Annotated in this window: 8 protein-coding genes; 6 read left to right on the plus strand and 2 right to left on the minus strand. The window is 69.9% G+C overall.

Annotated elements, in window-relative coordinates; genetic code table 11:
• Positions 1 to 165: 165 nt before the first annotated feature.
• Both GBZ48_RS24685 and GBZ48_RS24690 read left to right on the plus strand, forming a co-directional pair.
• Complete coding sequence (locus GBZ48_RS24685; RefSeq protein WP_174473437.1) at positions 166 to 561, plus strand: hypothetical protein; 396 nt, start codon at positions 166 to 168, stop codon at positions 559 to 561.
• A gap of 137 nt (positions 562 to 698) precedes the next feature.
• A complete protein-coding gene (locus GBZ48_RS24690) occupies positions 699 to 1,118 on the plus strand; it encodes a hypothetical protein (RefSeq protein WP_174473438.1) in 420 nt (139 codons plus the stop codon).
• 90 nt (positions 1,119 to 1,208) lie between these two features.
• On the opposite strand, the gene GBZ48_RS24695 is transcribed toward GBZ48_RS24690, so the two are convergent.
• Positions 1,209 to 2,276, minus strand: a complete 1,068-nt coding sequence (locus tag GBZ48_RS24695; protein WP_174473439.1) for an HD domain-containing phosphohydrolase — start codon at positions 2,274 to 2,276, stop codon at positions 1,209 to 1,211.
• Entirely contained in the window at positions 2,273 to 2,737 is a 465-nt protein-coding gene (locus GBZ48_RS24700) for a response regulator (RefSeq protein ID WP_174473440.1), read from the minus strand. Before GBZ48_RS24700 ends, GBZ48_RS24695 begins: the two co-directional genes overlap by 4 nt.
• 315 nt (positions 2,738 to 3,052) lie before the next feature.
• Here GBZ48_RS24700 and GBZ48_RS24705 point away from each other — a divergent pair, with 315 nt between their 5' ends.
• From GBZ48_RS24705 to GBZ48_RS36445, 4 genes are all read left to right on the plus strand, one after another.
• Positions 3,053 to 3,775 (plus strand): LuxR C-terminal-related transcriptional regulator, encoded by a 723-nt coding sequence (locus GBZ48_RS24705; RefSeq protein WP_174473441.1) that lies wholly within the window; start codon positions 3,053 to 3,055, stop codon positions 3,773 to 3,775.
• A 192-nt stretch (positions 3,776 to 3,967) separates the two neighbouring features.
• Positions 3,968 to 9,106, plus strand: coding sequence for a PAS domain S-box protein (locus GBZ48_RS24710; RefSeq protein WP_246307433.1), 5,139 nt, complete (start codon positions 3,968 to 3,970; stop codon positions 9,104 to 9,106).
• Between the two features lie 196 nt (positions 9,107 to 9,302).
• Positions 9,303 to 11,018, plus strand: coding sequence for a methyl-accepting chemotaxis protein (locus tag GBZ48_RS24715; protein WP_246307434.1), 1,716 nt, complete (start codon positions 9,303 to 9,305; stop codon positions 11,016 to 11,018).
• The gene (locus tag GBZ48_RS36445; protein WP_246307435.1) at positions 10,970 to 11,368 is read left to right on the plus strand and encodes a PilZ domain-containing protein; all 399 of its coding nucleotides are present in this window, start codon (positions 10,970 to 10,972) and stop codon (positions 11,366 to 11,368) included. Before GBZ48_RS24715 ends, GBZ48_RS36445 begins: the two co-directional genes overlap by 49 nt.
• Positions 11,369 to 11,548: the final 180 nt, after the last annotated feature.

Genomic DNA, 11,548 nt, shown 5'->3' on the forward strand with positions numbered 1-11,548 from the left:
TTCCCGTGTACAAAGAAAAAGCGGCGTGCTTTGGTAACCTTTGATCCGCCATGACCGGCGGCGCAGGGGCCAAAGGCTCGTGCCCGTTCGGGAAAGGCAACGGAACAGTTGGATTAAGGCGGGCCTGTCGGTTAGCCTTTGCAGGAGTGAACCGGAGCATTTGCCGTGGATAAGGCCTTGGTCGAAAAGAACCGCGAGTGGACCTATCAGCGTGAAGGAAAGCAGCCCGTCACCATCCGGGTCGCCGATTTCGAGCGCGAGGGGAAGCGCATCGTCGCCTTCCTGGAACAGACCGACATCGCCAAAGCGGCCGGGTCGCCCCAGCCGGCCGTGAACGATTGGCCCCGCATCGCCGAGGCCTATGCGAAGGAACAGGGTGTCGGCCTCAACGACATTTATTGGTACGAGCTGCATCCGCGCCGCTTCGCCAATGGCCGCCCCAACGTGTCGGAATACCGTCCCGGCATGGCCGAATGGCGGTTCGAGACCAGCATTCCGCTCGCCCGCGCCATCGTGGAGCAGCTGGGCTTCGACCCGGACAATCTGCCGCTCGACATCTGACAGTCCTGCATACGGCCCCCCGCGCGCAGCCCCTGTGATGCGCCGCGGGACGGGTGTATGATGGCGCCATATCTCAGGCGGCCGGCGGGACGGTTTCCGCGGACCGCTGCCGGGAGATAGAGGCCGGGAGACAGAAGATGAAGACGGTGCGGAGGGCGGTCGCCCTGGGTGCGGCGATGCTGGCGGTTGCGGCCGCAGCTGCCGTGGTGTCCGTTCCGGGTGCGGCACAGGCGCGCACGTCGGTATCGGTCGGCATCGGCGTCGGACCGATTTTCCCGGCCTACGGCTATTACCATCCGTACCGCTACTACGCGCCGCCCCCGCCGGTGGTGCAGTATTACGCGCCGCCGCCGGTCGTCTACGCGCCTCCGCCGGTGCAATATTATGCACCGCCGCCGGGCACCATCGGCGCCGATCCGGCCGGGCCGGTCTATTATTCGCGAAGCGGCCAGCAATGCCGCGAATACCAGAGCAGCGCCATGGTCGGCGGCCGACCGCAGCCGGTCTACGGCACCGCCTGCCTCCAGTCCGACGGGACCTGGAGGATCGTGAACTAGGGGCCGATCGTTGAATTGATGGGCGTATCGTGAAACGAGGGCCTCAGCGGCCCTCGTGCCTTTCAGGCATGCCCTTTCAGCCGCGCCTTTTCAGTGATGAACCACATCGGGAACGAGTTCGGGCAGCTCGTCGGCGTTCTCGTGGTGGATCCTGCACACCTCCTCCCAGCGCGAGAGGAAGGCGTCCAGCAGCGCCGGGTCGAAATGGCCGCCGCGGTTCTCGACCATGTAGGTGCGCGCCTCCTCCAGCTTCCAGGACCGCTTGTAGGGGCGGGTGGAGGTCAGGGCGTCGAACACGTCGGCGATGGCGACGATGCGGCCGGACAGCGGGATGTCCGGCCCGGCCAGACCGTTGGGATAGCCGCTGCCGTCGAACTTCTCGTGATGGCTGAGCGCGATCTCCGCCGCCAGCCGCAGCAGCGGGATGGGGCTGTCCGCCAGGATGCGGTGGCCGATGGCGGCGTGCTGCCGCATCACCGTCATCTCTTCCGGCGACAGGCGTCCCGGCTTCAGCAGGATCATGTCCGGGATGGCGATCTTGCCGATGTCGTGCATCGGCGCCGCCTTCATCAACTCCTGGGCGAAGGCGCCGCCGCAGCCGGCCGCTTCGGCGACCAGTTGCGAATAGAGCGCCATCCGCTCGATGTGGGCGCCGGTCTCCGGATCGCGGTATTCGGCGGCGCGCGACAGGCGGTTGACCAGCTCCTCCCCCTGACGCTGGAGGGCGGCGGTTACCCGCTCGACCTCGGCAGCCAGCAGTGCGGCGCGGTCGCGCAGCAGGGCGCGGCTGTGGCGCAGGGCCAGCAGGTTGCGCAGGCGCGCCTGCACCTCCGGCACGACCACCGGCTTGGTCAGGAAATCGCTGCAGCCCTCGTCGAGCGCCCGCACGCGGATGTCGACCGCCGTGTTGGCGGTGATCATCACCACCGGCACGGTGTCCAGCCGCGCATCGTCGCGGATGTGGCGCAGCAGCTCGATACCGTCCATCTCCGGCATCATCTGGTCGAGAAGGATCAGGTCCGGCTCGTTCCCGCGCAGCCATTCGGCGGCGTCCAGCGGGCTTTCCATGGTCACCGGCTCCGCATCGTCCAGGCGGCGGACGATGGCGGCCATGATGAACAGATTGGTGCGGTCGTCGTCGACGATGAGGATGTTCATCTTGCGGCGTCGCCTTCCCGGCCGCCGTCCTTGCGGGCGGCGAGCAGGCGGCCGACCTCGGCCAGCAGGGCCTTCAGGTCGACCGGCTTTTCGAAGGCCGCCTCGGCCCCCAGCAGGCGGGCCATCCCCGGCAGCTCCATCCGCAGGCGCACGCTGCCGCCGGTCACCGCGATCAGGGGCGGTCGCGACTGTTGTGCCTTCAGCCGCAGGATGATCTCGTACCCGTCGGCCTCCGGCATGATGATGTCCGTCACCACCAGATCCACCGCATGCCGTTCCATGACGGCCAGTGCCGCGTTTCCGTTCTCGGCCTCGTGTACGGTGTAGCCGGCCCGCTGGAAGGCGATGCGCACCATTCCGCGAAAGTCGGGGTCGTCGTCGACCAGCAGGATGGACGCGGCGGATTCGGTGGTGGGAGAGGGGGTGGGCAGGCCCCGCAGCTCGAAGAGGGTCATTTCCATGGTTGCCGCTTCCGTGATCCGCCGCGTGACCGTCGGGCCGCGCTGGAGAGAAATCGCTAAGCGTCACCATAACCGGCTACCGGCGCGCGCACCCGCTGTGTCTGGGATAGCGGGGACGGGAAATGGGATAGTGGGGATGTTATCCCGCATCCATGAAGATGCGGTACCGGACGGAGGCGGGGACGTATGACCGTCATGCAATTATGACTGGCGTGAAATGTGCGGAAGCCACGAAAACTTAAGATTTCGGCCAGTATAACAGAAAATCTTGATACTGTGGGATGAGGGGTTGCCGAGGGTGGCGGAGGCTGGTTGATGAAGATCTTGGTGGCGGACGACCATCCCTTGTTCCGGGACGCCTTGGAGCTGTCGGTCCGCCAGGCTTGGCCGGATGCGGAAATCGGCTGCATCGGCTCGCTTCTGGAATTGCCTGCGGCGCCGGCATCGGCCGACGGCAGCCCGGCCATGCTTTTCCGCTATGACCTGATCGTGCTCGACTGGCGGATGCCCGGTGCGGAGGGAAGCAATCCGATCTCCGTGCTTCGCCAGGCGGGGGTCCAGGGGCCGGTCGCCGTGGTGACGGGGGCGGAGGATGCGCTGACCGCCCTGGAGGTGCTGCGCTGCGGTGCCGAAGCCTTCCTGCCGAAGACGACGCCGCGCCGCGTCCTGGCCCAGGCCCTGCGTCTGGTGGCCGAAGGCGGCAGCTTCGTGCCGAAATGCGTGGCGCTCGACCTGCTGCACATGACCGACCTGTCGCTCGACATCGACGAGGCGGAGGAGGCCGACGGACCGGCGCTGGAGGGGGAGGGGGCGCCGTCCTCGCCCCTGACCGACCGGGAGCAGCAGGTGCTGTCAATGCTCGCCACCGGGGCGACCAACAAGGAGATCGGCCGGCACCTCAGCCTTCAGGAGGTGACGGTCAAGCTGCACACCCGCCGCATCCTGCGCAAACTGGGTGCCCGCAACCGCACCGACGCCGTGCGCCGCGCCCAGCAGGCCGGTCTGCTGTCCCGCAGCCTGGACGAAGCGTCGTCCTGAGCGCGGCAGGCGTGCCGGGAAGACCGCCTGCCGCATAGGGCTGGTCCCAGCAGCGGGAGGCCGGCCGTTCTGGTATGGTCGCCTCCTCTCGTCACACGCCTTCGTCCGGTGCGGCAGAGATGGGGGTAACCGCTACAGGGCCGCAAAATGGGGCCGCATTCCGAGTCGCCGATGAGCCCATCCGACCATTCAATGCCCACTCCGCAAACGGTCCGCGCCGTGCCCGTAGCCGGTGCGTCCTCCATCGCGGCACCCGCCATCTCGGCGCTGTGCGGTGCTGCGGTGCTTCTGCTGTCCGCGCTCGACCCGCTGCGCGAGGCGGCGCCCCTGGCGCTTCCGCTGATGGCCGCCGGCTGCGGTGCGGCGGCCGGGCTGACGCTGCTGTCGGTCTGGAATGCCGGGCGCCGCAAGGCCGCGCGCGACAAGGCGGCGGAGTCCGCGTCGTTTTCCGTCCCGTCCCCCAGCACCTTCCCCGGCCCGGTACCGCCGCCGGAGCGGCCGGACCCCGACATGGCTGCGGCGGCCACCGTCCGCATCGCCGCGCTGGAAGAGGCTTTGCGCCAAAGGGACAGGCAAGCTGCGGAGCGGCTGCGCAGCCAGCAGCTGGCGGCGATGGACGTCCGTGCCGAGCTTGCCTGTGCCATCGTCCATGACATGAACAATGCGCTGGGCGCGGTTTCGGGCTATGCCGACTTCCTGGTCAGCGACCTGCCCGCGGACTCGCCCCAGGCCGACTATGCCAGCCGTGTCCTGACGACGGTGACCCGCGTCGGCCCCGGCCTGCGCAGGCTGGTGTCGGCCGCAAGGATGGAGCCGGTCCCGCTGAAGCCCGAGCGGGCCATCGGCATTCTGGACGAGGCGGCCGCACTGTTGCGGACCGTTCCGGTGCAGCCGGGCAGTCTGGCCGTCCGCCACGATCCCGGCGTGCCCGATCCGGTCTGCAACGCCGGCCTGCTGGCGCGGACCCTGGCGGGTCTGGCGGCGGAGATCCTCGCCGCCTCCGGCCGGGCCGGCGATGCCCGGCTTTGCCTGCGCGCCTTGGTTCCGGCACAGTCGGGGGCAGGGTTGGGGGCAGGGTTGGGATCGGAACTGCTTGCGGATCAGGACGATCCGGATCGGGACGCCGCTGGCTGGACCGTCCGGCCGCTCCTGACGCCGCTCCACGGACCTCACATCCTGTTCGAACTGCGGGTCGACGGCCCGCCGCTGGCCGATGACGTGCTGTCCATGCTGGTCGACCCGCTGCTGTCCGCCCGCGCCTGCTACCGCCGCGGCCAATCGGAGCGGGAGGGGAGTGCCCCCTGGCCGGCTGCCCTGCTGACCGCGCGGCTCCATGACGGCGGGCTTAGCCTGCTGACCCACCCGGTGGAAGGGACGGCCGTGCGGTTGCACATTCCCGGCGTCCCGGCGCCGCTCCGCACCGCCAGGGCGGCGACACCGCAACCGGAGAACGCCACACCACAGCAGCCGCAGCAGGCGGCCCCGCTGCTGCCCCAGCGGGTGCCGGGTCCGGCGACGCGCAGTTCCGCGCCGGCCTGCAAGGTTCTGGTCGTCGATGCCGACCCGGCGTCCGGAGACCGGTTCCAGACCGGGCTGGAACGGCAGGGATTCGAGGTGTCGGTCTGCGACGACCTTCGCGATGCGCTGGACGTCGTCGCCGACGAGCCCGGTTTCTTCGATGCGGTGGTCATCGGTCCGGGGCTGAGCGCGCTTCCCGCCGGCCTTGCGCTGGCCGGCCGCCTGAAGGCGCTGCGGCCCGACCTGCTCTGCGTGCTCTACGGCGCGGCCGGCCCGGAGCTTCCGGGGGCTGGCGCCGGCCCGCTTCATGTCGAGGCCGGTGGACCGGCCGACCTGCTTCTGCCGCTGCCGGTCGATCTGCCGCGGCTGCCGCCGGCGGCGCTGATGCGTGGACGCCTTCATCTGCAAGGCTTCATCGCCGCCATCTGGACGGCGACCCTGGTGATCGCCGCCGGACTGTGGGCGGCGGCCCTGACGCTGGCCCATTACGACGATGCCGAGGCGATGGCGCGGGCCGAACGCGACAGCGGCAACCTTGCCCGCGTCGTGGCCGAGCAGGCGACCCGGACCATCGCCGAGGCCGATCAGGTCCTGCTGTTCCTGATCGACGATTACCACGAGCATGGCGATAAATGGACCCAGGGCATCACCCAGATGCTGCGGCAGGCGGTGGAGCGTTCGAGCATCCTGGTCCAGCTGGCGGTGATCGACGGGCATGGCGACCTCATCCACACCAGCGTGGAGGATGCGCCGGTCCGCATCCATCTGGCCGACCGCGAGCATTTCCGCGTCCACGCCAACAACCCGGCCGCCGGCCTGTTCATCGGGAAGCCGGTGTTCGGCCGCGCCTCCGGCAAATGGTCGATCCAGCTGACGCGGCGCATCAGCAACAGCGACGGCAGCTTCGCCGGGGTGCTGGTCGCGTCGATGGACCCCTTCTATTTCAGCCGCTCGCTGGAGGAGCTGGACGTCGGCCCCAACGGGGCGGTGGCGATCGTCGGCACCGACGGCATCCTGCGCGCCCGCTCGCTGATGAACGACCGCATCGTCGGGCGGGACGTCGGCGAATCGCCGACGCTGCAAATGGCGCGGCTGCGGCCCAACGGCTTCGTGCGCACCGCCAGCGTGATCGACGGCATTGCGCGCCTGCAATCCTTCCGCACCCTGGCCTCCTATCCGCTGATCGTCACGGCGGCGTTCGACGAGGGGTCCTTCCTGGCCGACACGCGGCGGCGGCAGCGGGTCTATCTGCTGGCGGCGGCGGCGTGCAGCGCCGGGCTGATCGGGCTGGCCCTGCTGGCGACGCGGCAGACGGCGCGGCTCGCCGCGTTGGCCCGCCAGCTGGCCCAGAGCGAGGAGCGGTTCCGCGATCAGGCGGAAACGGCGTCCGACTGGTTCTGGGAGATGGACGCCGACCTGCGCTTCTCCAATCTGGCCGGGCCGCTGGTTCCGCATGTCGTCAACGGCACGCTGCCCATCGGCCTCAGGCGGGAGGATGTCGCGCTGCGCGAACCGGGGGACGCGCCCAAGTGGGAGCAGCACCGTCAGGCGATGGAGCGGCGGGAGCCGTTCCGGAACTTCCGCTACCGGGTGATGACGGCGGCGGGGCTGCGCTATTTCAGCGTCAGCGGCCGTCCGGTCTTCGACGAGAGCGGAGAGTTCCGCGGCTACCGCGGCTCGGCCACCGACATCACCGAGCGGGAGCTGGCGGCCAACCGGCTGGCCTCCAGCGAGGCGCGCTACCGCGCCATGTTCGAGGCGGTCGGCCAGCCGATCGTCACCATCGACGAGCATGGCACCATCGACGCTTTCAACCGTGCGGCGGAGCGGCTGTTCGGCTACCGCGCGGCCGACATGGTCGGCGGGCCGATGACAAGGCTGATGCCGACCGCGATGGGCGCCGTCCATGACGGGCTGCTGGCGACCTACCGCGAGAGCGACGCCTCCGCGCCGCGCTCGGAGGTCCGGGAGCTGACCGGCCGCCGCAAGGACGGCAGCGAGTTCCCGCTGGAGGTGACCCTGGCCGGCTGGCGCGAGGGCGACCGCCGGTACGTCACCGGCGCGCTCCGCGACGTCACCGCCCAGCGCGAGATCGAGGCCAGCCTGCGCCGCGCCAAGGAGGCCGCCGATCAGGCCAACCGCGCCAAGGGCGAGTTCCTGGCGACCATGAGCCACGAAATCCGCACGCCGATGAACGGGGTGCTGGGTGCGCTCGCCCTGGTCGAGGGGCCGAACCTGAACGAGGAGCAGCGCCAGCTTCTGGACGTCGCCAACCGGTCGGGCAACGCCCTGTTGCAGATCATCGACGACATCCTCGACCTGTCCAAGCTGGAGGCCGGCAAGGCGGAGGTCGAGCCGGTGGATTTCGAGCTGCGCGCCGTGCTGGGCGACAGCATCGACCTGCTGGAGCCGACCGCCTGCGGCCGCGGCCTGATCCTGACGCGGGAGGTGGCGGCCACCGTGCCCGACCGGGTGCGGGCCGACCTGCGCCGCATCCGGCAGGTGCTGGTCAATCTGGTCGGCAACGCGCTGAAATTCACCAACCGGGGCGGGGTGTCCGTGCGGGTCGGGCTGGAGGGGACCGGGACGGAAGCGGCAGCACTGGCGGCAGATGGCGGCTTCTTCCTGCGATTCGAGGTGGCCGACACCGGAATTGGCATTCCGGAGAATGTGCAGGAGACCCTGTTCCGCCGCTTCACCCAGGCCGACAGCTCCACCACGCGGCGCTTCGGCGGCACCGGGCTGGGGCTGGCGATCAGCCGGGAACTGGTGACGCTGATGGGCGGGCGCATCGGTGTGGTCAGCACCGAGGGCAAAGGCAGCACCTTCTGGTTCACCGTCCGCTGCGAACCCGCCGCCGATCCGTCGGCGGGGGGGCCGACCGTGCCCTGCGCTCCGGAACCGGTGCCGGCGCCCGGGGGCGGGGCGGCGGGCGGAACCGCGCAGCCGGCCGGCCTGCATGTCCTGGTCGCCGAGGACAACGAGATCAACCGCGACATCGTCATCACCATGCTGCGCCGCGCGGGCCATCGCGTGACGGCGGTGGAGGACGGGTTGCAGGCGGTGCGTCTGGTGGAGGAGGGCGGGTTCGACCTCGTCCTGATGGACGTGCAGATGCCGGTGATGGACGGGGTCACCGCGACCCGGCACATCCGCACCATGCCGGGCGAGGCCGCCCGCCTCCCCATCGTGGCGCTGACCGGCAACGTCATGCCCGGCCACCGCGCCGAGTATCTCGCCGCCGGCATGACCGCCTATCTGACCAAGCCCATCGTGTCTGCCGACCTGTTCGACGTGCTGGCCTCGGTGGCCGCGTCGCGGGCGGCCGGCGGGACATGGGGGGACTCCGGTCTGCCGCCGCGGGCGCCCATGGCATCCACTTCCCCGGAAACCCCTTTGCCCGCCCCGTCCGATGCTGAGGCCTGGCGCGCTGCGCCGCTGCTGGATGACGGGCAGGCCTCGTCGCTGCGCGCGGTGATCGGCGAGGAGGCCTGGGCGCAGACGGTGATCGCCTTCCGGCGGACGGTGGGCGACAGCGTGGCCGCCATCCGCACTGCGGCCGGGCGGGAGGAGGGCGCCGTGCCGCCGGTCCGCATCGCCCACACGCTCAAGGGAACGGCCGCCAACATCGGCGCCGTGCGCCTGAGCCGTCTGGCTTCGCTGCTGGAACAGCGGGCGCTCGGCCATGGCGGCTGGACGGCCGGAGATCCGCACTGCGAAGCGCTCGAGGGCGTCGCCGAGGCCACGCTGGAGGCCCTGGCGTCCCGGTTCCAGCCGGCGGACGATGCCGCGCTGGAGCAGGAGACGGCCTGACGCAACGAATACTCTGCCGGCTGTTACTTTGTTTCCAAAGATATTTCATAGAGTTTCTCAAGAAGAGCAGCGACTTCGCGTCGGTTTTTCATCCATTGGCAAGTGTTTTCAGTGATCAAATTTTCTAGATGGTCTAGAGTATATGTTCTCGGTTTACGCCGATCATTCGTACTCTTAACCAATAAAGTCCTTAATCATGATGGCTGTCGGCAACATTCTCCACGTCATCTCGATCCGGGCGAAGGTCGTGGCGGTCGCGGTGTTCGTCTTCGCTGCGGTCGGCCTGTCCTCGGTTCTCACCATGCGCGACATGAACCGGCAGACCGACCATCTGTCGGAGGTGCAGCACGACACGCATGACCTGGTCGCCAGCGTCATCCCCCTGGTTTCCCTGGTCGGGGAGATCCGGTTCGACGTGGTGCAGACACAGCAGTGGCTGACCGACGTTTCCGCCACCCGCGGGCTGGACGGCATGAACGACGGTCCGGAAAAGGCCGCCGACTATGCCCGCAGGTTCGAGGAGCACACCGCCAAGGCCACCGAACTGGCACGGGCGCTGACCCTGCCCCAGGTGGTCGACGAGATCGGGCGCGCCCGCAAGGCCTTCGGTCCCTATTACGAGATGGGGCGGCGCATGGCGCAGGCCTATGTCGACGGCGGGCCGGAGGCCGGCAACCGGATCATGGGCGAATTCGACAGCGTCGCCGACGCCATAGGCGACAGCATGGAGGCGTTGGGCGCCAGCGTCGTCGCCCTCAGTGCCGACCGGCTGAAGGAGCTGACCGGCGGCATCGGGGCGGTGCGGGAGGCGGCCGACGGGCTGCGCTGGACCCTGATCGGCGCCGGGCTGGTGATCCTGCTGATGGCCTCGGCCTGCGTCGTCTTCCTGGAGGCGGCGATGATCCGTCCGCTGGAGCGGCTGCGCCGTGCCATGGCGGCGCTGGCCGGCGGCGATCTGGAGGTCGAGGTCGGCCTGAGCGAGCGCCGGGACGAGATCGGCCATATGGCCGACACCGTCCGCGTCTTCCAGCAGGGCGCGCAGGAGAACGCCCGGCTGCGCCTTGCCCAGGAGGAGACCCGCCGCCGGGGCGAGGAGGAGCGGCGCCAGGCGCTGGAGGCGATGGCGGAGAAGGTGGAGCGCGAGACCCGCGTCGCCGTCGATCATGTCGCCGAACGGACCAGCCGCATGAGCGGCAATGCCGGCGCCATGGCGGAATCGGCGGTGCAGGTCAGCGACAACGCCCAGAACGTCGCCGCCGCCCAGCAGGCGTTGAGCAACGCCGAGACCGTCGCCGCCGCGACGAAGGAACTGTCGGCCTCCATCGGCGACATCGGCATGCAGGTGTCCACCGCCACCCAGGTCACCGGCCGCGCGGTGGAGCGGGCGGGGCTGGCCCGCTCCACCATCGAACGGCTGTCGGCATCGGTCGAGCGCATCGGTGCCGTCGCCCGGCTGATCGGCGACATCGCCAGCCAGACCAACCTGCTGGCGCTGAACGCCACCATCGAGGCGGCGCGGGCCGGCGATGCCGGGCGGGGCTTCGCCGTCGTGGCGAACGAGGTGAAGAACCTCGCCAGCCAGACCGCGCGGTCCACCGAGGAGATCGGCTCGCTGATCGCCGAGGTGGAGTCGGTGACCGCATCGGCGGTCGGCGTCGTCAGCGAGGTGGCGGAAACCATCGACGAGGTGGCCGGGATTTCCTCCTCCATCGCCGCCGCGGTGGAGGAGCAGGCGGCGGCGACTCAGGAGATCGCCCGCTCGGTCAGCCAGACCAGCGACGCGGCGAAGGAGGTGTCGCTGCGATCGGCCGCGTTTCCGCCGAGGCCGACTCAACCCAGAACCGCGCTGGCGAGGTGCGGGCGGTGGCGGAGGACGTCGCCAGCGGCATCGACGCCCTGCGCAATGTGCTGATCCGGGTGGTGCGAACCGCCACCACCGACGTCGACCGCCGCCAGCGCCCGCGTTTCGCCGTGTCGATGGGCTGCGGTCTGGAGGTTGCCGGTGCGGGCCCGGTGCGCGCCGTCGTCGCCAACCTGTCGGCGGGCGGCGCGATGCTGACCGGCGCTCCCGACCATGTGACCGGCGGGATGGTGACCCTGCGGATCGACGGGGTGTCGCGGCCGCTCACGGCGCGGGTCAAGTCCAGCGAGCGCGGCCGGCTGCATGTGAAGTTCGATCTGTCCGACGCCGACCGTGAGGCGTTCGAGCGCGAGGTGGAGCGCCTGACCCGCGGCCTGACGCCGATGGCCGCCGTTGCGTGACGTTGCGTGACGTTGCGTGACGCAACGTGATCCGGGGCTTGGCGGAGGCCGGCCTGCAGCCCGCCCCTGCAGCCCTTCATCGGGCTTTAGGGGCCGGCCGCCTCAGCCCGCCCCTCCGGGCGGTGAAACGCAGCGGCGCGGCGGGCTGGATCCGGCACATGAAGGCGCGGCGGCCGTCGG

The sequence above is a fragment of the Azospirillum melinis genome (genome assembly GCF_013340935.1).
GTDB lineage: Bacteria > Pseudomonadota > Alphaproteobacteria > Azospirillales > Azospirillaceae > Azospirillum > Azospirillum melinis.

Coding starts and splice junctions, on each gene's coding strand:
- GBZ48_RS24710 (WP_246307433.1), top strand. CDS start 3,968: ATGCCCACTCCGCAAACGGTCCGCGCCGTGCCCGTAGCCGGTGCGTCC.
- GBZ48_RS24715 (WP_246307434.1), top strand. CDS start 9,303: ATGATGGCTGTCGGCAACATTCTCCACGTCATCTCGATCCGGGCGAAG.
- GBZ48_RS24700 (WP_174473440.1), bottom strand. CDS start 2,737: ATGGAAATGACCCTCTTCGAGCTGCGGGGCCTGCCCACCCCCTCTCCC.
- GBZ48_RS24690 (WP_174473438.1), top strand. CDS start 699: ATGAAGACGGTGCGGAGGGCGGTCGCCCTGGGTGCGGCGATGCTGGCG.
- GBZ48_RS24695 (WP_174473439.1), bottom strand. CDS start 2,276: ATGAACATCCTCATCGTCGACGACGACCGCACCAATCTGTTCATCATG.
- GBZ48_RS24705 (WP_174473441.1), top strand. CDS start 3,053: ATGAAGATCTTGGTGGCGGACGACCATCCCTTGTTCCGGGACGCCTTG.